The following is a 24,777-nucleotide window of genomic DNA, read 5'->3' as shown; positions in this document are numbered from 1 at the left end:
CTGTCAACCATTTGCCCGATACATACCCGAAAACCTGATTCTAACCGCGAGCGACGCTGACCCGCACCATCTGATAGGAATGCGGCGGAAGGCTCACACTCAACTTGTCCTCCCCCGCAACTGCGCCCTGCCCTTGTCTTGGGGTTACATTATCCGGGTTTGCTGCAGTGTTGACGGCGTTGAGATCGTCGTGCGTCATCACCTGGTGCTCGAGCACCCTTGCATCGCGGTAGCCTTGCAAGGACAGCTCGACGTCGAGTTCCTCCTCGCCGTTGCGGTTGACGATGAAGAAAGTGAGCGTGCCCTCGGCCTCGTCTTCCACCCCGGCCACATCGAGATATGGGATTTCCCCAATCAGTTCGACTTCGTAGCTGGGGCAGCGAGCGACGAGGTTAAGCGCCCGGCCCCGTCCGAACATGGATGCGAAATAGAGCGGATAATAGGTGGTCTGCTTCCAGGACCTGCCGCCCGGCTCAGTCATGATCGGAGCAATAACATTGACCAGTTGGGCAATGCAGGCGAGCTTGACCACATCGGACTTGCGGATAAAGGTGTTGAGGCAACACCCGACCTGCAGCACATCCTCAAAATTATAGATGTCTTCCAGCAGCGCTGGCGCATGCGGCCAGCCATGCTTGCCGTCCAGGATCGCCCGGTCCTGCTTGCGCGAATGATACCAGACATTCCACTCATCAAACGCGATCGTCACCTGGCGCTTGCTGCACTTCTTGGCCTTTACATAGTCGATCGTGGCGGCAACCGTGCTGATATAGGCCTCGAGCTTGACATTGTGCGCCAGGTAACCGGGCGTGTGCTTGTCGTAATTGGACGAATACATATGCAGCGAGATGTGGTCGACCGTTTCATAGGTGTGCTCCAGCACCACCCGCTCCCACTCGGGATATGTGGGCATGTTGGAGTGCGATGACCCGCAGGCGATGAGTTCGAGCGAACTGTCAAAAGCGCGCAGCGCCTTGGCGGTTTCACTGGCGAGGCGCCCATATTCGTCCGCTGTTTTGTGGCCGATCTGCCAAGGCCCGTCCATCTCATTGCCGAGGCACCACATCTTGACGTCCCAAGGGTCCGCCCGTCCGTTCTTCTTGCGCAGATCCCCCCAATAGCTGCCCGTCGGCCCGTTCACGTATTCAACGAAATTACGCGCTTCCTCGAGCCCGCGCGAACCCAGATTGACTGCCAGCATCATCTGGGTGCCAACCGTCTCGCACCAGTCGGCAAATTCGTGAATGCCGACCTGGTTACTCTCCGAAGTGTGCCAGGCCAAGTCCAGCCGCGTGGGTCGTTGCTCGCGGGGGCCGATCCCGTCTTCCCAGTTATAGGCTGAAACGAAATTGCCCCCGGGATAGCGCACCATCGGCACATCGAGTGCCCGGACCAGCTCGGCCACATCGGCCCGCATGCCGTTCTTGTCAGCGGTTGGATGATCGGGCTCATAGATGCCCGAATAAATGGCCCGGCCAAGATGCTCGAGAAACGCTCCGTAGATTCGATCGTCGATCTCGGAAATCACATAGTCCCGGTTGGCAATAACGCTGGCGCGCACAACTCTCTCCCTTTTGTGCCGATTATCTGATTTGTATCAGAACTTCCGGTTACTAGAGCCAAGAAGCGGTCCGGCGTCAACCGGGAAGCGGCGCGCTAGCGCAAAATCAACCGCAGCACGATGTCCTGGTCATAATTGCCAAAGCCGCGCCCGAAGATATTCATACCACCGGGATGATGGGCGCTTTCCTCGACGCCAATCCGCACGCGAATGGAATGGTGCGAAGTCAGGTCGAGGTCATCCAGCGTTACTGGCGAGATCCGCACCCCATCGACAAACGTGCCTTCTGCCGAGGTTCGCCAGGTCTTGAGCTTGCCGTATTGGCTGCCCTTGAGCTTCCACCATTGCGGGGTATAAACCCCGCGCTTGTCGCCGAAATCGCCGGGACTGGTCCAGGTGCCCACCGCCTTGCCGTTAAGCGTTACCGTAATGTCGGAGGGCCAATCGGCCGACGTGCCTGGCACTTCCGAGGACAGCTCAAGCGAAATCTCGATCGCTTCAACTTCTCCTCGCGTCAGCTTGGAATTGTTGGGAAACTGGTATTCCACATACCCGCGCGTCAGCCACAACAGCCCCGCTTTCATCCGGTCTGGATCAAGAAATGTATCGGGTACATCGAGGAGCCCGATCACCCCCTCGCTTGAGCAAATTCCACAAGGCGCGGTCACCTCGAACCCCGTATAAAGCCCCAGCGGCATGGATACTTCGATGGTCTTGTCGCTGATCTGCGCCGAGGGCTCCTTGAAGCGGATCAGCACTTCCTCAAAGGTTGAGCGGCAAATCTTCTGGCTGCCCTTGCGCGCCTTTTGCGCCTCGGTTGCGATCAACCCCGCTTCCTCGAGGATCTGCACATTGGTCGACACCGTTGATTGCGGCAGCTCCAGCCGCGCCGCAATTTCGTTGACGTTGAGCGCCCCCCCTTGCAGGATCTTGAGGATCTGCGCCCGCACCGGCGAAGCCAGCCCCCGGATCACGGCCATGTCCTGCTGAGGGTCGACGACGAGGAAATTTCCGGCCATTGGCAGGCGCTCACTGTGGTAACGATATCAAGAATGTTGATATAGCCAAGCCGCGCCAACCGTAAAGCCCAATCCTTCCCTGCCCCCCACTAGCGCGTCGCCCAAAGCAGCCCTCGCCGCAGGATTTCGCGTACCGGACCCGCCGCCAGCTCATCGGCGGTGTGCCCCAGCGAAGAATAAAATATCCTGCCCTGGTCGTGCATCGTGGTGAACACCACCGGCATCACCACATTCTTGCGCCAAGGGTGAAACTCTCCCGAAAACGTCGTCGTCGCCAACACCTCCACCGCCGGGTCATAGTTCAGGTAATACTGCTCGGATGTGTGCTCGAAGCTCTCGATCCCCGCAGTGATCGGGTGCTCGCTGTCCGTCACATCCACCCGATAGGTGATGATATTGCCCGGATGCTGCACCCAATAACAGCTCGCCGCATAGCGGAACGGCACCGAGGCACGAAAACTGGTGGCGAGCCCCATATGGTACCCCGCAAGCCCCGTCCCCGCCCGCACCGCCGCGATCAGCCGCGCCATTTTCTCCGGCGCCAGCGTCCCATCGGTGATCACCGGCACGACAACGTCATTGCGGCCCACATCTTCGGCGCCCAACGCGTCATAATCCGGCGTCACGTCAACGGCAAAGCCCTCCGCCTCCAGCAGTTCGCGGACCACATGCGCTCCCCGTTCGGGCGTATGCAGCTCCATTCCGCCCCAAACCACCAGCGCCCGCTTCATAGCCCTAACCCCACAGCGAGAGTGCGGTGCACGCCCTTGGGCACGAAGGCAAAACTGTCGGCAATGCCCAGCAGGTCAGCCGCCAGATGCAACACCGATAGCCACATCTCCGTGCCCTGCAGGCTCGGCGCCTGCCCATCGGCGAAGGCAAACCCCTGACCGCCGACCCAGCGCTCCTCGGCGCGCCCGATCACCTTGCGGGCAATCGCCTCCGCCTCGTGCCGGCGATAATCGGTTTGCTTGAGAAAAAGCCACAGCGGATGCACCGTATCGAGCAGGTTGCAGGCCGTGTAAGTCGCCCCAGAAAAGCCCCCGTAATTGTGATAGTTCAACAGCACCGAGTCTATCGCCCGCTCTGCATTGGGCACCGGCAGCCCACACTGCCCATAAGTGCCCCGCGTCAGCCGGTAAAATCCGTTCACCGGCTGCAACAAGCCTTCTGCCGCCGTCGGCAAACCCCAAAGCCCGCTCGCCCGATCCTGCTTCAGGGCCAGCCAGCCGAACAGCGTTTCGCGCGCCCGTCCGGTGGTGTGGTAGCGTGCGTTGAAATACAGCGCGGTGCCAATCGCATCCACCGCCGCGCCCGCGCTCCAGGCCCGCTCGCGCCAGCTCAGGCTTTCCAGCCAATCGCACAGCTCCACCGCCCCCAGTTCCACTGCCGCAATCGGGTGCAGCGGCTGCCCGCCCAGAACCTCAATCGCGTACCCCACCGAGAGGACATTATAGAGCGCCAGCCCATCGTCCCGCAGCGCCTGCCCAGCCGCCAAAGGCCGATGCGGATCGGGAAACAGCCCGGTTGCAGGATCCTGCAACGCCTGCAACTCGGCGAGCGTCATCGCCTGATCCAACCCCTCGGGCAGCTCATCGAACCCTGCCGCGAGCTCAATGGCATCATTGCGGTGCCTGGCGCTGCGCCGCACTTGTCCATCGGCCTCACGGGACAGGAAATCCCCGCCGTCGCGATAACGCTCCAGCACCTCATGCAACTGCGCCTTGGCCGCCACACCCAGCCGCTCCAGCGCCGTTGCGGCATCGCGCTTGGCCGGTTGCCCGCGATAGCGCATTACCTTGGCGGGCACGCCCGCGACAATGGCCATTGGAGGAACATCCTTGCTGACCACCGCTCCGGCCGCAATCACCGCGCCCCGGCCCACCCGAACCCCGTCCAGCACCACCGCATTGGCTCCGATCCACACATCATCCTCGATGGTGATGCCGAGACTTTCGTGCGCCTGGGTATGAATCGGCACCGCGGGATCATCAAAGCCGTGGTTGAAGCCGACAATTGAGACATGGCTCGCTATCCGCACCCCATCCCCGCAGCGCACCTTGCCCGAGATCATCGCATAGGGATTGACCGTTGCATGCGCGCCGAACTCCACATCGCCGCGCACCAACGCATGCCCTGCGATCCAACTCGCCTCGCCCAGCACCAGATGGCTGGTGAAGATCGCCGCTTCCGCCGCGACATAGGCGCTGGGGTGGAAGATCGCGCCCGCCACCCGCTCCAGTTGCGCCTGGCGAGCCCGGTGCTCGGGTGCCTCAATATCGACCTGCTTGCGCTCCCAGGTCAGGAACTGCAGCCGGGCCTCGTGTTCGTTGTCTTCAGACGTTTGATAGCGGTCCATCAGCCTCTATCCCGCAACTGGCCTGCGCCGCCGCGCCACAATCCGGTAGTGCCGGTCATCACGCCAATCGCTCCAGCAAGGCTGGCTCGATCTCGAACTGCATCTGCTGGCCTGCCACGAACCGCTCCACTTCCTCCACCGCCATTTCCCCCAGCCGCAGCCGCTCGGTGCCGATTGCCCCCGCCACATGCGGCGTCAGAAACACATTGGGCAGATCGTAGAGCGGCGAGCCAAGCGCCGGAATTTCCGGGTCGGTGACATCGATCACCGCATGAATACGCCCTGTTTGCAGCTCGGCAATCATCGCCGCTTCCTCCACCAGCGCCCCACGCGCCGTGTTGATGAACGCCGCCCCGTCCTTCATCAGTCTGAACTGGCGCGCCCCGATCATCCCCTTTGTCGAAGGCAGCGATGGCGCATGCACCGAAACGACGTCCGATCGCGCCATCAGCGTGTCGAGACCAACCAGCTCCGCCTGGTGCAGCAGCGGATCGCCGGGCCGCACAAACGGGTCACAGATGAGCACGGAAACATCAAGGCTCTCCAACATTTTGGCCACCCGCCTACCGATCCGCGACGCCCCGATTAGCCCAACCGTGCGGCGGAAATTGCCGATCGGCTCATCCATCAGGGCATAGCTGCTGCGCCGGCTCGGCTCGGCCCGATAGCGGTCGCGCAGCTCGAACACCCGCTTATTGGCAAAGATGATCGCGGCAAGGGTAAATTCGGCCACCGGCACCGCATTGGCGTCGGCCGCATGGGTGACCTTGATCCCGGCTTGGTAGACAGATTGGTCGATGGTGAATTTGACGGTCCCGGCAGCGTGGGCGATCAACCTGAGCTTGGGGGCGGCGCGCACCACTTCGGGCGTGACCGGCGAGCAGCCCCACCCGGTCACCAGCACCTCGACCTCCCCCAGCACGGCGCGTGCTTCGGGGCTGGCAAAGTCCTCCAGCGGCGCGAGACGCACGATCTCGCAGCAGCGCGCCAGGCGCGCCAGCGCTGCCTCGTCAAACACATGCCGGGTCTTGTCGGCCGCCATGGCAAAGGCGAGTTTGGGAACCATCAGAACCGCTCCGGCACCAGGATGGCGCTGACGTCGACGCCCTCGCGGGCAAACAAGGCTTCGAGTTCGGCGATATCGGGCGCCGCCGGCACATCGCCTAGGGCAGCTTGGGCCCGATCGCCGGTTGGGAGCGCCAACACCGCCGTCACCAGCACTGTCGTGCCCGCGGGGATCTCGCCCCGCAACTGGGGCACGATCGTCTTGGCCACAATAAGGTTGGTGTTGGGGAAGGCTCGGTGCGCCCGTCCTTCACGCCGGCCCGAAAGATCGACAATGGCACTGATATCGGTCGGGTTGATTGCGGCGCCGCGTCCGGGCTCGTCGATATAGGTGTCGGCATTGGAATCTGCCCGGGCAATGGCAAAGCCCCCTTCGGTCGCATGCAGCGCGCGCCGCGTCGTGATCCGGTGCACCCGGATATACCAGGGATTGGCCGGCACCAACCAGGTCTCGACCGTCACATCGCTCCAGGGCTTCCAGCGCGCAAACAGCGTATTACCCGCGATCTGCGCAACCTCATTGGCTTCGCGCACCCGGTAATGCCGCCCGTCATCGGAAAAGGCGAGCGCCCCATCAAATGCTCCCATATGGTAGGCGCGCTCATCCACCTCGACAGAAAAAGCGTAGCGGCTGGAATATACGAACTTGGCGTATTTCTCGCTGCCCTGGCGCATCTGCCAATTCTGCTGGCCCGACGACAGCGCCACCACATTGCCTGGTGTATGCATCATCACCATGCCGGGATGCTTGAGAGGCACAGGTGCGTTGTCGGTGACGGCTTCCGTCTCCTCGGCCGTCCAGAATGGATGGTCTTCCGGCAGTGCCAGTGGCAAGAAGGCCTTGAGCGCCCAATAAGGCGAGCCTGCCGAATTATAGCTCTCGGACATGAAAAGATTGGGGTAGCCATAGCCGACCGACAGCACGCCGTCCCGATTGGCGATCGGCTTGTCGGCCCACCAGCGCAGATGGCGCATGAACTGACCCTTGATCTCGCCCCAGGGCAGTGCCTCCACATCGGCAAAGGCCAGCGCACCCCAAAAGCCGCCACAGGCGAAGCGATAGGTCAGGCTCCGGCCAAAAGCGAGCGTGCCGCCGTCCTCATCGAACCAGTGCCGGATATCCCGGGCAAACAGCGCCGCGCGTTCCTTGTAGGCGGCCACCCGCGCCTCGTCGCCCCGCGCCAGCTTGGCATAAATCAGGCCATAAAAATGCATGGCAAAGGGAATGTAGTGGTCGATGCGCCGGATATTGCCGTCGCGATACCAGCCATCCCCAAGGTAGAAACCATCGAGTTCCTCGAGATATTGCTCGGTCAGCGCGCGGTCGAACTCTACCCCGCATTCCTCGAGCCCCAGATCCACGAGGATGCGGAAGAACTTCCAGTTATTGTCGGCATAATCGAACTTGCGGGCATGGAGCAGATAGGCCGCGAGATTGTCCTTGGCGCGCTGGTCGAGCGGCTCCCACACCAGTTGCGGCACCATTCGTATGGTAAAGCCGATCGCCGCCAATTCCACCATGCGCTGTTCGGTTGAATGGATCGTGCCCCAATATTCGGGGTGCTCGGGATCGGTGCCATTGGCCAGGCCCTGCCGATAAAGCGCCCAGTAGTCGAACGAGCCGCCGCCGGCTGCCAGCGGGGTCAGCCCCCAGAGCGGGCGCGCAAAGCCTTCCAGGTCAGCTGCCGCGCGGTCAAAATGGCCGGCGGTCGCATCGAGCCGCACCCGCGCGCCCCCTTCCGAGAAAAAGGGCAGCAGCGGATTGAACAGGTCGTGCAATGCCGTTTCCACATCGGCCCGCGACTGGAGCGGATTGCCATGCAGCGGATTGGCCGTCACGGGGTCATAGGTCATTTGGCTTGGTATCTCTGATTGTGCGCTCGGCGTGAGCTGTGTTGTCAGTCGAGGCCCTTCCCCTTGCGGGGAGGGATCAAGGGCGGGGGAAGAAAGCCCGGATCTCCTGGCTTCCATCACTCCCTCCCACCCTGCCGCGTCGGGTACGGTGCCGTTCGGTGGGTGGGGCAAGGCCTGCGATCACCGGGCATGCGCCATCTCCCGTGCGCTGTGCCGGGCAGCCTCATAGGCGCCCTTCAGCTCAAGCTCTTCGGCGAAGTGGCAGGCGGCCTGCTGCGCCGTGCCATTGATCGGGCGCAGCGCCGGCTTGTCGGTGCGGCAGACCTCCTGGGCATATTTGCAGCGGGTGTGGAACGGGCACCCCGTGGGGCGATTGCCGAGATAGGGGATTTCCCCGCGCACTTCGCTCTTGCGCGGCTTGCGCCGGGTCGGATCGGCAATGGGCAGCGCTTCGAGCAGCAGCTCGGTATAGGGATGGCGCGGCCGCTCGAAGAGCATCTCGGTTGGCGCGTTTTCCACCACATGCCCGAGATACATCACCACCACGCGGTCGGCGATGTAGTTCACCACCCCAAGATCGTGGCTGATGAAGATATAGGTCAGCCCGAACTCGCTCTTAAGGTCATCGAGCAGGTTGAGCACCTGCGCCTGGATCGACACATCGAGCGCCGAGACCGCTTCGTCGGCAATAACAAGCTTTGGGTCGAGCACCAGCGCCCGCGCAATGCCGATGCGTTGCCGCTGCCCACCCGAAAAGGCATGCGGGAACCGCCCCACCGCTTCAGCGGGAATGCCGACCTTTTCCAGCGTCGAAATCACCCGCTCCTCAAGCTCGCGCCCCTTGCAGATCTTGTGGATGCGCAAGGGTTCGGCCACGATGTCGAACACCCGCATGTTGGGATTGAGCGAACTCATCGGATCCTGGAAGATCATGCGGATGTCCTGCCGCCACGGCTTGATCTCCCGCTTGCTCAGCGCTGTCAGTTCCACCGACTGCCCGGCCTTTGGGTGATACACCACCTTCCCCTCGGTCACGGGCTGGGCGGCGATGATGCAGCGCCCCAGCGTAGTCTTGCCGCAGCCGCTTTCCCCCACGATGGCGAGCGTTTCGCCCGCCTCGACTTCGAGATTGATCTCGGTCAGGGCATCGAGCCGCCGCTCCTTGCCCCACAACCCGCCCCCAAGCGTGAACTGCTTGGAGAGGTTCTCGACGCTCAGCAACCGACTCATGCTGGCTCCTCCACCCGCACGGGAGTCAACAAATGACAGCGCGCATGATGCCCGTTGCCCACCGCAGTGCACGCCGGCCGCACCGTCGGGCAGGGCTCAAAGGCGTGGGGGCAGCGGCTGGTGAAGGCGCAGCCTTCCGGCCGGTCCTTGGGTGCCGGCACCGCCCCCTTGATTGGGCTCAGCCGTTCCCGCTGCGCCTTGCGCGCGAGCTTGGGAATGGAGCGCATCAGCGCCTGGGTATAGGGGTGCTTGGGGGCGGCAAAGACGTCAAAGACGCTTCCCTGCTCCACCACATCTCCCAGATACATCACCGCAACTTCATCGGCGATCTCGGCGACGACGCCCAAATCGTGGGTGATGAACAGCATCGCCATGCCGAAATCCGCCTGCAGCTGGCGCAAAAGATCGAGGATCTGCGCCTGCGTCGTCACATCGAGCGCGGTGGTCGGCTCGTCGGCAATCAGGATCTGCGGCTTGCAGGCGAGCGCCATCGCGATCATCGCGCGCTGCCGCAACCCGCCCGAAAGCTGAAACGGATAGGCATCGGCCCGCTCGCGCGCTCCCGGTATCCCCACCTGGTCGAGCAGCGCCACCGTACGCTCGCGCGCCGCCTTGGGCTTGAGGCCCTCATGGAGCAGCATCATCTCGTCGATCTGGTCCCCGATCGTATGCACGGGCGAAAGCGAACTCATCGGCTCTTGGAAGATCATCGAGATCTGGTTGCCGCGGATGGCGCGCAGCGGCAGGCTGTCCTGCTTGAGCTTGGCAATATCGACAGGCGCCTCGCCCGGCGGCGCAAAGCTGATGCTGCCGCGTTGGATCTGCGCATTGGCATCGAGCAGGCGCAGCACCGCCCGCGCGGTCACCGACTTGCCGCAGCCGCTTTCCCCCACCAGCGCCAGCGTCTTGCCGGGCGTCAGCGTCAGGTCCACCTGCCGCACCGCTTCAATGGGCGCTTCGTCGGGCGAGGTGAAAACGATCGACATGTCGGCGATGGACAGGATGGGTTCAGCGGCCATGGGGATCTGCGGCATCACGAAGGCCGTCTCCGAAAAAGTTCATGGACAAGATGACGATGACGACGCACAGCCCCGGCGCCAGCAGCCAGGGCGCGCTGGCCAGCGTGCGGATATTCTGGGCGTCCTGTAGCAAGGTGCCCCAGCTCACGATGGGCGCCTGCAATCCCAGCCCGAGGAACGACAGCGCGGTTTCCGCCAGGATCATTCCGGGCACCGCGAGGGTCGCGGCGGCAATGATATGGCTGGTGAAGCTGGGCACCATGTGCCGGGTGACGATGCGCCAGTCGCTGGCGCCGTCGAGGCGCGCCGCCGTCACGAAATCCTCGGTACGCAGGGAAAGGAACCGGCCCCGCACCACCCGGGCCAGCTCCGTCCAGCCGATGAGGCTCAGGATCAGCGTAATGGCGAAATAGGTCTGGAGCGCCGACCAGTCGCGCGGCAGCGCCGCCGCTAGCCCCAGCCAGAGCGGGATCGTGGGCATGGAGCGGATGAACTCCACCACCCGCATCACCGCGCTATCGAACCAGCCGCCGTAATAACCGGCAAAGCCCCCGATCACGATGCCAAAGAACAGGCTCAGCGTGACGCCAGCCAGCCCGATCGAGAGGGAAATGCGGGTGCCGTGGATCAGTCGGCTCAGCAGGTCCCGCCCGAGCCGGTCGGCGCCCATAATGTAGAGCGGATCACGCGGGTTCTCGACCCCGATCAGCTTGAGCGACACCGGAAAGAACCCGGCCAGCAGATAGGGCTCGCTCGGTGCAAAAAACCGCACGGGCAGCCGCACTTCCTCGTCGATCACGAAGGTGCGGCGCAGCGCCACCGGGTCGATCTCGGTCTTGTAGCCATAAACATAGGGCCCGACATACCAGCTGCCGTCCTCTTCCTGAGCGAAGAAGTGCAGGCCCTGGGGCGGCGCATAGGTATAGCGGGCGCTATAGGCCGACGGGTCGAGTGGCGCGAGGAACTCCGCGAAAACCGCCACAAGGTAGAACGCCCCCACGATCCACAGGCTCACCACCGCGAGCTTGTGGCGCTTGAAGCGCCGCCACATCAGCCCGAACTGGCTTTCGCGCACGGGACGAGCCGCAGTGCGGGCAACCTCGAGTTGCATGGTTTCAAGGGCCATGGCTCACTTGCCCCCGTAACGGATGCGCGGATCGATCAGCGCGAGGAGGATGTCGGAGATCACCGTGCCGATCACGGTCAGCACGCTCAACAGCAGGATGATGGCGCCCGCCAGATACATGTCCTGCGTCGTCAGCGAGCGCAGCAGCATCGGCCCCGCCGTGGGAAGGTTCATCACCACCGACACGATCACCGAACCTGACACCAGCGCCGGCAACAGCCAGCCTATCGTGGAGATCAGCGGGTTAAGCGCCAGCCGCACCGGATATTTGAGGATCACCTTCCATTCGGGCAGCCCCTTGGCCCGGGCGGTCACCACATATGGCTTTTTAAGCTCATCAAGCAGGTTGGCGCGCAGGATACGGATCAGTTCGGCCGTGCCGGCAGTGGCGAGCACCAGGATCGGCGCCCAGGCATGGCTGAAGAAGTCCCAGACCTTGGCTGGGCTCCAGCGCGCGTTTTCGAAGCCCGCCGAATACAGCCCGCCCAGCGTGGTGCCGAACCAGGTGAAGGCGAGGTACATGAGGATCAGCGCGAAGAGGAAATTGGGGACGGCAAGGCCGATAAATCCGCCGATTGTGGCGAGGTAATCGCCCAGCGAATATTTGCGCACCGCCGCATAGATGCCGATCGGCAGGGCCACGAGCCACATGAACACGACCGCCATGCCCTCGATCAGGATCGAGTTGCCGAGGCGCCCCCAGATCAGTTCCGTCACCGGCCGCCGCCATTCAAAGCTCTGCCCGAAATCACCGCGCAGCAGCCCGCTGACCCATTTCCAGTATTGCACATAGAATGGCTCGCCCAGGCCGTACTGCGCCCGCAGATTGGCGATCACCCGGGGATCGACCTGTTCGCCGGTCGCCGCCAGCGAGGCGATATAGGTGGTGAGGTAATCGCCGGGCGGCAGCTGGATAATGGCGAACGCGACCATGGAAATCGCGAACAGCGTCAGCACCGTGGCGATGATGCGGCTCAGCACGAACTGGAGCATGGCACTCCTCTCTTGATTTCGTTTGAGGTTCCCCTCGCGGCATGGGAGCACCGCGGGGGGATGAAGCGGGTCGGAGGAAGCCCGCTTATTCGAAATACCAGGTGGGTGGATCCATCGGCGCCGGCGTCGGGAACAGCCAGGCGTTGAACATGCTTTCTGGCGCGTTGCGCAGATTGTTCTTGATGATGGAATAGCCGTCCGGCATCAGGCTGACCCCGATCACCGGGAACTGCTCCTGGGTGATGGCGAGGATCTGCCGCATCAGCTCATTGCGCTGCTCGGCATCGGGCGTGGCGCGCAGCTCGGTATAGAGTTCCATCTGCTGCTTGGCCCAGTCGGCCGGCTCTTCGGCGATCTCGGTCTCGGTACCATTGTACCAGGCCTGCCACTTATAGGCCCATACGGACTCCGCGCTGAACGGGAAGTAGTAGCGCGGCTCCTGGATCACTTCGAGCCCGCCGTCGCCCGCCCAGATCTGCGCGTCATATTCATTGCCTGGCCGCTTTTCGTAGAACAGCGTCCGGTCGATATTGTTGATGTCGAGCTTGATGCCGGCAGCCCCAAGCTGCAGCTGCAGGATTTCGAGCATGTCGATCCATTCGGGCCTCAGCGCCGAAATCACGTCCATGTTGATGGCAACGGGCTGGCCATTGCTCATCCGGCGAATGCCGTCGCCATTTGTCTGCGTCAGCCCGGCGGCATCGAGATGCTGGGCAGCAAGCTCGGGATCGAACTCGGTATATTGCTTGGCCAACTGCTCGTTATAAAGCGGCGATTGTGGGCGTGGCGCCACTTGGTAGGGTTCGCCCTGCCCGGTAAACACCACATCGATAATCTCTGCGCGGTCGATCGCATGCGACAGGCCGATACGGAAGTCCTTGTTCTGGAACAGCGCGCGCTTTACCGGGTCGTTGTGATTGAGGTTTAGCTGGATTGCCATCGTGTTGGAGGTGGACGGGATCACCTCCCCCAGATGGTAGCCGCCCTGCTCCTGCCCATCAAAGAACAACGGCTTGTTGACGTTGGTGGTGATGTGGCGTTCCTGGAAGTCGATCTCGCCATTGAGCGCCAGCAACGTCAGCTCTTCGGTGCTTTCGCTCACCCGCATTTCGAGCGTGTCGATATAGGGCAGCTGGTTACCCTCGGTATCGACCTTCCAGTAATAAGGATTGCGCTGCCAGGTGACGCGCGCATTGTTGGCCGTATAGGGCGTTTCGATGGTCCAGGCATACAGCGTGGGCAGGTCGGGATTGGCGAAGCGGATGGTTTCCCAGCCCCAGGCGCAGCGATCTTCCATCCGCAGAGCCCAGCTCGTAAAGCCTGCCGCTTCGGCTTCAGCTCCGGCATTCTCGTTGTATTTGGGGTAGAACTGGCTGCAATACGCCTTTTGCAGCGAGGTGATGTGCAGCCCGTCGGTGCCAGCCATCTGGTCCAGCAACATGCCATTGGGCTTTTCGAAGATGAGCTTGAAGGTGACGGGGTCGATGACCTCGATGCTCATCTTGTTGTTGGGATTGTCGATCCAGCTCGAGGCGGGATAGTCCGGATCCTGGTAGAGCTCCACCGCAAAGGCGATGTCGTCGCTGGTAAAGGGCGTTCCGTCCGACCACTTGACCCCTTCGCGCAGGGTGAACGTATATTCCTTGCCGTCCTCGCTGGCTTCCCAGGCGACGGCAAGATTGGGCTTCACCTCCTGCCAATTGCGGTCGAAGCGCACGAGCCCCTCATAGGCAACGGTCTTGACGACCATGCCATTGTCGCCGCCCCCGCGCATGCCCATGCGCCAGGTGCCGCCATAGGTGCCGATGCTCTCGGCTTCCACCACTTGCGGCTCGGCCGGCAGGCGCTCGGCCACCGGCGGCAGTTCGCCGCTTTCCACCCTTGCATCAAACACCGGAGCCTGCTGCTGCGCCCAGGCCGGGCTCGCCGCAACCAGCAAGGCGGCCATGGCCACGCTGCCGGTTAAGCCAAGAAGTCGGTCTTTCCTCATCCCAATCCTCCCTCAGCCAGGGTTCAGTGCCCTGGCAATCACGTCTGGCTGGCGGCCAATCCTCCCGGCCCCCGCCCCGATGGTTCTGCTCGGCGAGCAGCACTCGCGTTCATGCGAACGGCGAGATGGCGAGCGTGACGCGTCCTTCCCGGTCTTGCTGCCGGGGCGTGAACACGACACGGATAAGATCGACCGCGGGCTGGTATTGCTTTTCCGCCTGCGCATGCCGGTCGAACGCGACCTCGAGCGCATCAGCCTCATAGGCAACCCGAACACCGGCTCCCGGCCGCCCAATCAGGATGGCACCCGGCTCGGCCGCAACCGCCATCGGCGTCACCAGTACGGATGCAAAATCGCCTGTTCCCTGGGCAAACTTAAAACTGTCTTCCAGCAGCACCCGCCCGCCGGGCGTGGTGCGATCAAAGGCCAGCTTGCGCCGCAGGGTTTGCAATCCGGCCTTGGCGGGATAGGCGCCGGCCATCTCCAGCTCCAGCCGATCCTCTTGGTCCGTATGGCTATGCTGCAGCACGATGGCCGAATGCTCCCGCCCTTCCGCCTGCGCCAGACCCGCGACCACCGGCACGCTGTGTCCGCGCGAGGACGCCATCAGGTTCTCGTACCGCTCGGGTCCGAAATAGGCCTTGGAATAGCGTCCTCGGCCCGGATCGGTCAGCACTACCTGGCCTCCGCTCACCACCATGAAGGAACCCACATCGTTCTGGTTGTGCATCTCGTCATTGTGCCCACCCTTGGCGGCAAGGCGCAGCGAGCCGGGATCGTCCGGATCGAGCCGGCTGACCATCCAGGCCATCTCCTCGAACCAGTCATGCCGGCCGCCGCCGAACACACGGTTGCTGGCGGGCAGCGGCCAGGCATATTGGCGCAAGGGCCAGGCAAACTGATTGAACCCCGCCACCACAAAATTATTGGCAGTACCCAGCTCGGTCAGTTCCACCAAATCCATGCGCGCCGCCAGGTGCGACAGCAAACCGGGATGGAATTGCGGATTGCTGTCGGAATCCGAAAAGCTCGCCCACACGCCCTGGGTCAGCACGGTGCGCAGCGGAAACTGCGCGATCTCGCGCACCAGCGGGTCATCCAGCAGATCAATGGCGCCGCCGGTCCGCTCGTGCAGCAAGTGGGCCAGCGCCACGAAATTACCAAAGCCATAGGACCAGTAATCCGGCCCCTCGCTGGAGCCGCCCTGACGATCAAAGGTTTCGAGATAATCGGCGAGACTGTGCAGCCCCCGCGTAATGATCGCCGCCAGCCGGTCGAGATCCGGTTCCAGATAGCAGGCTGCCCCCACGACGCCCGCCACGCACACCGCCGTCCAGTTATTGACCTGCCGCTCGGGCGTGGTGTGCAGCCACCAATGATCGTTGCGCTCGAGAAACGGAGCGATGGCGCGGCGCTCGACTTCGCTGCGGATGCGCGCGCGCAGCTGCGGGCTCAGCTGCTCACCGAGCAGAAAATCGGCTTCCGCCAGATCAAGCGCCGTCATCGCGGCCGCCAGATCAAGCGTCGGCCTGTCGGGATAATCCAGCACCCGCGCATGGGCGGGCCAGGCCCAGTTGGTTTCTTCCAGCCGCGCCCAGAGTAGGTTTTCCGCGGCGGCAACGAACGCGCCCTCGCCGCCCAGCCATTCGGCCAGTGTCAGGCGGTATAGCATATTGCGGCGTGCGCGCTGGGCATCTTCATAACCCTCACGTCGGCCCGTACGCATGAAATCGAGATAAAGCTCGGCCGGCAGCTGGGGAATGGGCGCCTCGGCATCGGCGCGGGCGGCCTCATGCAACTGTCCGATGGCTTCGCTGCCCACCTCTTTTGCAATCGACTCTAGGCCGGCATCGCCAGCCCTGGGGAACGGGGCAAATGCCGTGGCGCTTTCCAGCACCATCCGCACATGCCTGACATTCCACCTTCGTAGATCCACGCGCCCCTCCCTGCGATCGTCCACTGCCGATCGGGCGTCTTCCGACACCTATGCAAGCTAGGCGGCGCACTCCGTTAGATCAACCTCTTTGCGCAAACGGTGCAAATTACGCAAGTTTGTTCATTAGTCGTTTGCGGGCAAGGACATAGGCTGGGGAAAACTGCCGCAGAGCTCCGTCCGTCTGCTCACCCCCCGCGAAAGTCAGTCACCCCACCGCTATGGTCAAGCGAGGGCTGAGCCTCCTCGATATGGCAGTAGGTGCAGCAAAACCCGGCGCCGCTTGATTATGTCAAGAAACGCAAATATTGCAAAAGCCCCAAAGAGGGTTGCGCATGATTACAAAGCCTCGGGCCAGTCAGGCCGCCATTGCCGAACGTCTGGGCGTTTCCGTCAGCACGGTGTCGCGTGCCTTGGCCAATGAAGCAGGCATCAGCGAAGCGGTGCGCGCCGATGTCCGGCGGATGGCGCAAACCTTGGGCTATCGCCCCAAGCGCAGCCCCGCGCCGGCGCTGGGCGGGCGGCGCGCCGTCGCCCTCGTACCGCTGGGCAGCGCAACCAGCGGTTTGTCGGGCTTTTACTTCGGCATCCTCGAAGGCATGCGCGAACAGGCGGCCGCATTGGGCATGGCGCTCGATGTCCGGCTGGTCAATGAAGCGGCGGTCACGCTGGACCTCATTAAAAAGCAGATCAAGCAGGCCGATGCCGATGGGGTCCTGCTGGCCGGGATCGACGCCTGGGACGAATTGGCCGCCTGGTCCGTCGAGGCCGACATACCCGTGGTGCTGGTCAATGGCAGCGACCCGCAGATGCGGGTGAGCTCGGTCGCCCCCGCCAATCAATATGGCGCCTTCCGGGCAACGCAGCGGCTGCTGGATGCCGGGCACCGTCGGATTTTGCACTACACCCACAGCCATCGCCCCACCATCCGGCAGCGTCAGCGCGGTTTCGAGCAGGCCGTCGCCATGATCCCCGGCGCCACCGGGATCATCGTCAGCACCGATCAGCGCAAGACCGGCGAATTGCTGCGCGACATCCTCGGGGGCAAGCACGATGTAACCGCCGCCTTTATCTGGAATGACATTGCGGCCGTGGAGATGCTGGAGGGCCTGTACGGTCCCGAAAGCCCGCTCCCACCCGGCTTTTCCATTATCGGCTTTGATGATCTGCCCATCGCCGGCATGGCCACCCCCCGCCTGAGTACGGCACGGGTGGATCGCGAAGCGATCGGCCGGGGGGCGGTGCGGCTTCTGGTGCATCATATGGACGGCGAGCGCGCCGTGCAGCAACTCGAAATCGGCGTGACCATGGTGGAAGGCGAAACCATCTTCCCCCTCCTGGCCGGCAAGTGATGGGCCCGGCACACCATCCGGACAGAAGGCAACAAAAAACCCCCGGTTGCCCGGGGGTTTTGATTGGTAGCGAAGCCCAGATTTGAACTGGGGACACACGGATTATGATTCCGCTGCTCTAACCAACTGAGCTACTCCGCCTCACGGCTCAGCCTCGATAAGGCCGATGCGCGAATACCTAGTTTTGGCGAGCGGCGCTGTCAAGTGTGTGACGCAACTGAGTTCTGCGCTGTTCTGACCCGCTCGATCGCGTCGCGCACCAAAACGAGGTCCGCCTCGAACTTGGCCCGCTCTTCTTCCTGGCGCTCCCGCTCGGGAATGCGCAGCAAATAGGAGGGATGATTGGTCACAAACAGCATCGTGCCATCATCCATGGTGATCGGCGCACCGCGCAGCCGTGAAATCGTTGCCGCTTTCCCCAACAGGCTCGACGCCGCCGTGGCGCCCAGCGCCACGATCACCTTGGGCTTAACGAACGCCCGCTCCAGATTGAGCCAGAATCGGCACGCCTCCACCTCGCCCCCATTGGGCTTTTGGTGGATGCGCCGCTTGCCGCGCGGCTCGAACTTGAAATGCTTGACTGCATTGGTGACATAGACCTGCTCGCGGTCGATCCCCACCTTTTCAATCGCGGCATCCAGCACCTTGCCCGCTGGCCCCACGAAGGGCTGCCCCGCCAGATCCTCCTGGTCGCCCGGCTGCTCGCCAACAAACATCACGTCGGCGGCTTCGGGTCCTTCCCCGAACACCGCTTGCGTTGCAAATTCGAACAGCGGGCAGCGCCGGCATTCCTGCACGGCCGCGCGTGCCTCGGCGAGCGAGGCGACCTCGCGCTCCCCATCCTGGACTGCCGGCGCCTCTGTCGGGCGCCGCAGATGCCGTGCCGGTGGTTGGCTCGAAACCCGCTCGATCATTTCCCGCTCCGCTTCTCTGGCACCTCGGATCATGGGAGCAATGAGTTCGGCCTCGGGCAGGTTGCGCCAGTATTTCATCGGCATCTCCCCCTTCATCGCGCCGATCTTGAGCCGCGCAGGATTGAAGATGGAGGCGAAATAGGTCTTCCAGTCGCCCTCGACCGCATCATCCTCGGGCACGTCGCTTTTCTGCCCGCCCGGCCCGAACAACAGCTCCTGCCCGTCCCAAAAGGCCGAGCGATAGGGCGTGATGATCGCCCAGATCATGCCGGCAAAGCGGCGCTCGAAAAACGGTGCCGTACGTTCAAGGATAAAATGCTCGGGCTCGAACCAGGCGGCAAAGCGCTCGAGCCCGCTATCGTCGATAACAGCCTTGAAGCGCACAAACGCCTTCATCTTGTGGCTGTCGCGCCGGACCGCCGAAGCCAGACCGGTTAGGCGCAGCAAATCGGGGTCGGAGGCCGCCGTCATCAGCCCTCGATCCTCCAGCAGGCGCCACAAGAAGCGATAGAGCAGAGCAAACCGCTCGGGATCATTGTTGCAGATCGCCAACTGCGCCAACTCGATAAAGGCGGGCGGCACGCTCCCGACCGCCCCTTCCCCGCTTGGCAGCATGGAATCGCCCGCTTCGAACAACCCGTTTTCTTCCCCCGGCCCCCGCCAGATCACCTGCTCGGGCCGCACGCCCGCCAGCAACAACTGCCGCGCCTTGGCCCGCCACTCGGCAAAGTCGTTGCGCTTCTCCAGCCGCACCGAAATCATGCAAACAGGCTCAACTGTTCGGGCTGCGGCGTCAGCTTGGCCTTGAGCTTTGCATCATCGGTCATACCGCCCGGCGTCCAGTCCACCGCTTCGATGAACGGGCGCACCGCATCGATCGAGCCGACAATGCGCGCCACATCTTCAAGGCGCAAACTGTGGTGGCGCCGCGTCGTGATGATCCGCTCGATGCTCTTGGTCCCCAGTCCCGGCACCCGCAACAGCAGTTCGCGGTCGGCGCGGTTCACATCGACGGGAAAGCGCTCGCGATGCTTGAGCGCCCAGGCAAGCTTCGGGTCGATCGCCAGGTCCAGCAACCCACCCTCCCCGCCCGCCACGATCTCGGGCACGTCAAAGCCATAGAACCGGATTAGCCAATCGGCCTGGTAGAGCCGGTGCTCACGCAGGAGCGGCGGCGCCTTGAGGGGCAGCTTGGCGCTGGAGTCGGGAATGGGCGAAAAGGCCGAGTAATAAACCCGCTTGAGCTTGTAGCCCGAATACAGCCCCGCCGCGCGCGTCAGGATGGCTTCGTCATTGGCAGCATCGGCACCCACGATCATCTGCGTGGATTGCCCCGCCGGCGCATATTTGGGCTTGTCGGCTTTGGTCTTTGGCTCAGGCGCGGCTTCCGCCAGCTTGCCGCGGATGCGGGCCATGGCCGTGCGGATCTCGCTCGGCTTTTTCTCCGGCGCCAGTGCCTCCAGCCCCAGATCGGTCGGCAGCTCGATATTGGTCGATAGCCGATCCGCCCAGCGCCCGGCTTCCGCCAGCAGCTCAGGCGCGGCATTGGGAATGACCTTGAGATGGATATAGCCGGCGAAGTGATGGTCCTCGCGCAGGCTGCGCGCCACCCGCACCATTTCTTCCATCGTATAGTCGGGCGAGCGGATGATCCCGGAGGACAGAAACAGCCCCTCGATATAGTTGCGTTTGTAGAAGTCGAGGGTCAGTCCCACCACTTCCTCGACGGAAAAGCGCGCCCGCTGCACATTGGACGAGGAGCGGTTGATGCAATAGCTGCATTCATAGATGCAGAAATTGGTCAGCAGCAGCTTGAGCAGCGAAATGCAGCGCCCGTCCGGCGCATAGGAGTGGCAAATGCCATTGCCCTCGGTCGAACCGATGCCGCCGCTCGCCTTGCTGTTGCGTTTCTCGGTGCCGCTGGAAGCGCAGGAGGCATCATATTTGGCGGCGTCCGACAACACGGCCAGCTTGCGACGAAGGGTTAAAGCCGCCATCCACGTTCCTCATCTGTTCACGCCAGTCTTAACGCGTGAACAAACCAAAAGCACCCGTGAAAACCTGTTCTAGCCAGCTTGTGATCGCCCCCTCGTCCTGGAAACGATGGGGCTCCATTGTTCGCTCAGGCGCAACAACCCGTTATGGCGCCATGGGCTGACGGGACCGGGCAACTTCACCTATCTTGAGGGCAACGGCACCAAGGCTCGGCTCACGAGCGTGTGCACTCCAAGGAGAACACCAATGGACCTTCAGCTTGGCGGCATCCACCACCTGACCGCAGTCACCGCACAGGCGGCCAAGAACTTGCAGTTTTATACCCAGACCCTGGGCATGCGGCTGATCAAGAAGACCGTCAACCAGGACGACACCACTGCTTACCACCTATTCTATGGTGACGGCGTGGCCTCGCCCGGCGCAGACCTGACCTTCTTTGATTTCGACGCCGCCCGCGAGCAGCGCGGCAACCACACTGTCAGCCGCACTGGCCTGCGCGTCGGTAGCGAGGACAGCCTGCAATGGTGGAAAGAGCACCTGCAGGCGCAGGGCGTCGGCACCTCGGCCATCAAGGAACGCAACGGTCATACCTCGCTCGATTTCGAGGATTTCGAAGGCCAGCGCTTCCGCCTCGTGCTCGATCCCGCCAACAAGGTCGTGCCCTGGGCCAAGTCGCCCGTTCCTGCCGAGCGGCAGATCATTGGCCTTGGGCCGATCAGCCTTGCCGTGCCGCGCCTCGATCGCACCGAAGTGGTCCTGACGCAGGTGATGAACATGCGCAAGGTGCGCACCTATCCCGCTCGCGAGCGCAATGGGGAAACCCATGTGTTCGAGATGGGACCCGGAGGCCCCGCCGCCGAACTGCACGTGGTGGTTGACCCAAGTCTGCCCCCCGCACGGCCCGGTGCCGGCGGCGTGCACCATGTGGCCTTCCGCACGCCTGACCAGGATACGCTCCGGCAGTGGATCGCCCATGTCAACTCGTTCGGCATCCGCTCGAGCGGGGAAGTCGAGCGCTTCTACTTCACCTCGCTTTATTTCCGCGAGCCCAATGGCATTCTGTTCGAGATCGCGACGGACGTGCCCGGCTTTGCTGCCGACGAGCCGATGGAAACCCTGGGTGAAAGCCTTTCCCTGCCGCCTTTCCTCGAAAGCCGGCGGGCGAGCATCGAAGCGGGCCTCAAGCCCCTGGTCTAAACCGCTTCAGTCCACAAGCTCTCCTCCCCGCCCGGGGAGGAGAGCGCATTGGCGCGGCGCGTCACCAGGGCCTTAGCCAAAGCGCAGCGAAGGTGCTAAACCCGGCGCGCATCCCGTGGGGTGCGCCCCCGTTGACCACTTTCAAAGGCAACTGCCATGCCCGTGCGAAAACTCAATTCCAGCCAATGGGTGCTCGCCATTTTCATCGGGCTGGCCGTGATCACGGTGGCAGCGACGGTGTTCACCAATCTCGTGCAATGGCGCAACTACGACACGATCGAGGCAGAACAGAACATCGCCCCCGAAGACGCGATACCCCTGCAAAAGGGCTTCACTGAGCCAACGCCCGCCCCCGCCAACTAGGCGGCAAACACCGCCGGCACCGCTTCCGCGATGAACCCACCGCCCAGTACTTCGGACGTGGCGCTGTCATCGGCGTAGAACACGCAGGCCTGGCCCGGCGAAATGCCATATTCGCCGGCCACCAGCGTCACATAAACCGCGCCATCGCGCATCTGGATCACGGCCGGCTGCGGCCCGCGCGTCGAGCGCACCTTGACCTCGACCGGTGCACCATTGCCGGCGGCAGCTTCGGCCAGCGGCCGCGGCCCCAGCCAGTTCACATCGCGCAACCGCACCGTATGGGTCTTGAGCGCCTCGCGCGGCCCCACAATCACCCGCCCCGTCTGGTGCTCGAGCTTGATCACATAAAGCGGCTCGGCAGCTGCCACGCCGAGGCCCTTGCGCTGCCCCACCGTATAATTGACGATCCCGGCATGGCGCCCCAGCACCCGGCCATCGAGATGGACGATCTCGCCTTCGGCTACCGCTTCGGGATGCATCTTGCGGATGATGTCGGCATATTTGCCTTGCGGCACAAAGCAGATGTCCTGCGAATCGTGCTTGTCGGCAATCTCGAGCCCCATTTCGCGCGCGAGCTCGCGCACGGCAGCCTTGCTCATGCCGCCAAGCGGGAAGCGCAAGAAGTCGAGCTGCGCCTGGGTGGTCGCAAACAGGAAATAGGTTTGGTCACGGTCGCCATCGACCGGGCGGAACAGCTGCCGCCGCCCATCCTCGCCCAGCCGCGACTGCACATAATGGCCCGTCGCCAGCACATCGGCGCCAAGATCCTTGGCCACTTCCAGCAGGTCGACGAACTTGACCGACTGGTTGCAGGCAATGCACGGCACCGGCGTTTCCCCCTGCTGATAGGCATTGGCAAAAGGCGCTATGACCGAGCGCTGGAAGCGCTCTTCATAATCCAGCACGTAATGGGGAATATCGAGCGCCGCCGCAACCCGGCGGGCATCATGGATGTCCTGCCCGGCGCAGCACGCGCCTTTGCGATGGGTGGCCTCGCCATGATCATAAAGCTGGAGCGTCACCCCAACTACATCATAGCCCTGCCGAGCTAGCAGGCCCGCCACGACCGAGGAATCCACGCCCCCCGACATCGCGACAACAACGCGCGTGTCTTGCGGACGCTTGGCGATATCAAGCGAATTCAGCATCTTTCTTGCATCCGGTTGGGTTCAAGGGCCAGCGGACAACTGTCCCGCGCCTCTTAGCCCTTTCAGCAATGCGCTGCAACGCCGCCCGGCAGTTTTTGCCGCCCGTGCGGCGCAATGCACCCTCCCGGCTCGAGCCATGTCCCTCGAACCCAAAACACAGCTCTGCGCAAACAAGCACTTAGCCCAGCCCGGTCACTGGCAAGCTCCTTGCATGGCTGAGGGAGAGTAGTTGCAGGATTTTTCGGCAAAGTGGCATCCCATCTTACCCTTTCGGTCGCAACCGGTGCAGGCAGCGTCACGCGAAGCTTTGGCTCGCCCGCCGATGCCGACGCTGCACCCGCTTCGCCCTTTGACGCATTCGCCAGCCTGCTCACCGGCGCGAATGCCGGCACCACGCCGAGCACCACATCGGCCTCGAGCTTCAACCTGAGCCTGGGCAAGGCGCTCGAGATCGGGCTCGAAACTGCGGGCGAAACCGACATCGAAGCCGAAGATCTTGGGCTGGCTGTGGGAGCTGAAGCCGCTCTCACTCCGGAACCGCCAGCCCTGCCCCAGCTGCTCGACAGCCTCGCCAAGATCGCCCAAAGCCTCGCCGCCGGCCAGGCTCCCGCGGGCGACGACCTCGGTGCGGCCAGCACCGCTCTTAGCCGGCTCGCCGACCAGCTCGGCATTTCCCTGTCCAGCCCGGCCCAGCCCGCAGCCGGTGGCGAACCGACCAGCGATTTCGCGCAACAGCTGGCCAATGCCCTCGCGCCGCTGGCCGAACAGCTTCTCGGCACCGATGCCGCCGACGGTGGTCCCGAGCTGGGTCAAAAGCTCGCCGCACTGCTCGCTGGCCTCAAGCAAGCCGGTCCCGGCCTTGATCAGCAGACCCTTGCCGCCGGCGCCGCCGCGCTCGAAGACGCGTTGGCGAAGCTGACCCGCGCCACCCCGGGCGCCCCTCCCGCCGATCCGGCTGCCCCGGCCGCCAGCACTGCCACGCCTCTCACCCCGCCGACCCCAACAGCACCGACGCTCGCGCAGCCCAGCATCGAGCCCGACCCGGCTCTCGGCACCGACAGCCAGCCGACCGCGGAAACCGACGCCAAGCCCACTCCCGCTGCCGCCGAACCCCCGCTTGATTCTGCCGCGGCCAAAAGCCTGCCCAGCGCGCTCAACCGGGCCGAGGTCGCCGCCGCCGCCCTCCGTCCCGTGCAGCCTGGCTACCAGACCACCCAGCAACAGCTCAACCTGCCCCAGCTCGCCTTTGAGCTGGGGCACCAGGCCAATGCCGGCAATTCCCACTTCCAGATCCGTCTCGATCCGCCCGAGCTCGGCCGCATCGAGGTCAAGCTCGAATTCGATGCAGCGGGGCAGGTCAATGCCCGCCTCATCGTCGATAAGAGCGAAACCCTCGATCTGATGCAGCGCGACCAGCGTGGCCTGGAACGCGCCCTGCAGCAGGCCGGGCTCGATGCCAGCAAGACCAACCTCGAATTCTCCCTCCGGCAAAACCCATCCCCAGGCGACGGGCGCCAGGGCAATGGGCAGGAGCAGGAACGCCGAGGCTCGTTCGGCGCCGGCCCGAGCGGCAGCGATGCCGACCCGCTACCCCTTCCCAGCGTCAATCTTTACCGCGGCAGCCTTGCGGCTGGCGGCGTCAACATCATCGCCTGAGGA

At 63.4% G+C, this 24,777-nt stretch carries 19 protein-coding genes and 1 tRNA gene; 4 read left to right on the top strand and 16 right to left on the bottom strand.

Going from position 1 to position 24,777, the window contains the following annotated elements; genetic code table 11:
* Nucleotides 1-40: 40 nt before the first annotated feature.
* The 12 genes from arfA to AC3YMN_RS02125 all read right to left on the bottom strand — a co-directional run bounded on the left by arfA (nt 41) and on the right by AC3YMN_RS02125 (nt 16,152).
* Nucleotides 41-1,561 (bottom strand): arabinosylfuranosidase ArfA, encoded by a 1,521-nt coding sequence (gene arfA, locus AC3YMN_RS02180; RefSeq protein WP_489888756.1) that lies wholly within the window; start codon nt 1,559-1,561, stop codon nt 41-43.
* Between the two features lie 95 nt (nt 1,562-1,656).
* The gene (locus AC3YMN_RS02175; RefSeq protein WP_489888755.1) at nt 1,657-2,580 is read right to left on the bottom strand and encodes an ArsR/SmtB family transcription factor; all 924 of its coding nucleotides are present in this window, start codon (nt 2,578-2,580) and stop codon (nt 1,657-1,659) included.
* An 89-nt stretch (nt 2,581-2,669) separates the two neighbouring features.
* Nucleotides 2,670-3,311 (bottom strand): ThuA domain-containing protein, encoded by a 642-nt coding sequence (locus tag AC3YMN_RS02170; RefSeq protein WP_489888754.1) that lies wholly within the window; start codon nt 3,309-3,311, stop codon nt 2,670-2,672.
* Nucleotides 3,308-4,939, bottom strand: a complete 1,632-nt coding sequence (locus AC3YMN_RS02165) for an acyltransferase (protein ID WP_489888753.1) — start codon at nt 4,937-4,939, stop codon at nt 3,308-3,310. Before AC3YMN_RS02165 ends, AC3YMN_RS02170 begins: the two co-directional genes overlap by 4 nt.
* A gap of 58 nt (nt 4,940-4,997) precedes the next feature.
* Nucleotides 4,998-6,008: a hydroxyacid dehydrogenase gene (locus AC3YMN_RS02160; RefSeq protein ID WP_489889185.1), complete on the bottom strand. Its 1,011-nt coding sequence runs from the start codon at nt 6,006-6,008 to the stop codon at nt 4,998-5,000.
* Complete coding sequence (locus tag AC3YMN_RS02155) at nt 6,005-7,858, bottom strand: DUF2264 domain-containing protein (protein WP_489888752.1); 1,854 nt, start codon at nt 7,856-7,858, stop codon at nt 6,005-6,007. The genes AC3YMN_RS02160 and AC3YMN_RS02155 overlap by 4 nt, the downstream gene beginning before the upstream one ends.
* Before the next feature lie 180 nt (nt 7,859-8,038).
* The gene (locus AC3YMN_RS02150; protein ID WP_489888751.1) at nt 8,039-9,088 is read right to left on the bottom strand and encodes an ABC transporter ATP-binding protein; all 1,050 of its coding nucleotides are present in this window, start codon (nt 9,086-9,088) and stop codon (nt 8,039-8,041) included.
* Nucleotides 9,085-10,113: an ABC transporter ATP-binding protein gene (locus AC3YMN_RS02145; RefSeq protein ID WP_489889184.1), complete on the bottom strand. Its 1,029-nt coding sequence runs from the start codon at nt 10,111-10,113 to the stop codon at nt 9,085-9,087. The genes AC3YMN_RS02150 and AC3YMN_RS02145 overlap by 4 nt, the downstream gene beginning before the upstream one ends.
* On the bottom strand, nt 10,097-11,233 hold the full coding sequence (locus AC3YMN_RS02140; RefSeq protein WP_489888750.1) for an ABC transporter permease: 1,137 nt from the start codon (nt 11,231-11,233) through the stop codon (nt 10,097-10,099). Before AC3YMN_RS02140 ends, AC3YMN_RS02145 begins: the two co-directional genes overlap by 17 nt.
* Nucleotides 11,234-11,236: 3 nt before the next feature.
* The gene (locus AC3YMN_RS02135) at nt 11,237-12,226 is read right to left on the bottom strand and encodes an ABC transporter permease (RefSeq protein WP_489888749.1); all 990 of its coding nucleotides are present in this window, start codon (nt 12,224-12,226) and stop codon (nt 11,237-11,239) included.
* 85 nt (nt 12,227-12,311) lie between these two features.
* Nucleotides 12,312-14,216: an ABC transporter substrate-binding protein gene (locus AC3YMN_RS02130; protein ID WP_489888748.1), complete on the bottom strand. Its 1,905-nt coding sequence runs from the start codon at nt 14,214-14,216 to the stop codon at nt 12,312-12,314.
* A 109-nt stretch (nt 14,217-14,325) separates the two neighbouring features.
* A complete protein-coding gene (locus tag AC3YMN_RS02125; protein ID WP_489888747.1) occupies nt 14,326-16,152 on the bottom strand; it encodes a heparinase II/III domain-containing protein in 1,827 nt (608 codons plus the stop codon).
* 332 nt (nt 16,153-16,484) lie between these two features.
* Between AC3YMN_RS02125 and AC3YMN_RS02120 the strand changes: the two genes are divergently transcribed.
* Nucleotides 16,485-17,501, top strand: a complete 1,017-nt coding sequence (locus tag AC3YMN_RS02120; protein ID WP_489888746.1) for a LacI family DNA-binding transcriptional regulator — start codon at nt 16,485-16,487, stop codon at nt 17,499-17,501.
* A 64-nt stretch (nt 17,502-17,565) separates the two neighbouring features.
* On the opposite strand, the gene AC3YMN_RS02115 is transcribed toward AC3YMN_RS02120, so the two are convergent.
* From AC3YMN_RS02115 to AC3YMN_RS02105, 3 genes are all read right to left on the bottom strand, one after another.
* A tRNA-Met gene (locus tag AC3YMN_RS02115) sits at nt 17,566-17,642 on the bottom strand.
* 59 nt (nt 17,643-17,701) lie between these two features.
* Nucleotides 17,702-19,177: a UdgX family uracil-DNA binding protein gene (locus AC3YMN_RS02110; RefSeq protein WP_489888745.1), complete on the bottom strand. Its 1,476-nt coding sequence runs from the start codon at nt 19,175-19,177 to the stop codon at nt 17,702-17,704.
* Nucleotides 19,174-20,412, bottom strand: coding sequence for a putative DNA modification/repair radical SAM protein (locus AC3YMN_RS02105; RefSeq protein WP_489888744.1), 1,239 nt, complete (start codon nt 20,410-20,412; stop codon nt 19,174-19,176). Before AC3YMN_RS02105 ends, AC3YMN_RS02110 begins: the two co-directional genes overlap by 4 nt.
* Before the next feature lie 244 nt (nt 20,413-20,656).
* Between AC3YMN_RS02105 and AC3YMN_RS02100 the strand changes: the two genes are divergently transcribed.
* Complete coding sequence (locus tag AC3YMN_RS02100; protein WP_489888743.1) at nt 20,657-21,607, top strand: ring-cleaving dioxygenase; 951 nt, start codon at nt 20,657-20,659, stop codon at nt 21,605-21,607.
* A 156-nt stretch (nt 21,608-21,763) separates the two neighbouring features.
* Nucleotides 21,764-21,970: a hypothetical protein gene (locus AC3YMN_RS02095; RefSeq protein WP_172124057.1), complete on the top strand. Its 207-nt coding sequence runs from the start codon at nt 21,764-21,766 to the stop codon at nt 21,968-21,970.
* Here the strand turns inward: AC3YMN_RS02095 and mnmA are convergent.
* Complete coding sequence (gene mnmA, locus AC3YMN_RS02090; protein ID WP_489888742.1) at nt 21,967-23,118, bottom strand: tRNA 2-thiouridine(34) synthase MnmA; 1,152 nt, start codon at nt 23,116-23,118, stop codon at nt 21,967-21,969. The two genes, AC3YMN_RS02095 and mnmA, sit on opposite strands and share 4 nt — an antisense overlap.
* Nucleotides 23,119-23,367: 249 nt before the next feature.
* On the opposite strand from mnmA, the gene AC3YMN_RS02085 reads away from it, so the two are divergent.
* The gene (locus tag AC3YMN_RS02085; protein ID WP_489888741.1) at nt 23,368-24,774 is read left to right on the top strand and encodes a flagellar hook-length control protein FliK; all 1,407 of its coding nucleotides are present in this window, start codon (nt 23,368-23,370) and stop codon (nt 24,772-24,774) included.
* The last annotated feature ends 3 nt before the right edge of the window (nt 24,775-24,777 follow it).

The sequence above is a fragment of the Devosia sp. Z11_6 genome (assembly GCF_058133665.1).
Note: the sequence above shows the minus strand (reverse complement) of the source record. Positions and strands in the feature narration are given on the sequence as shown.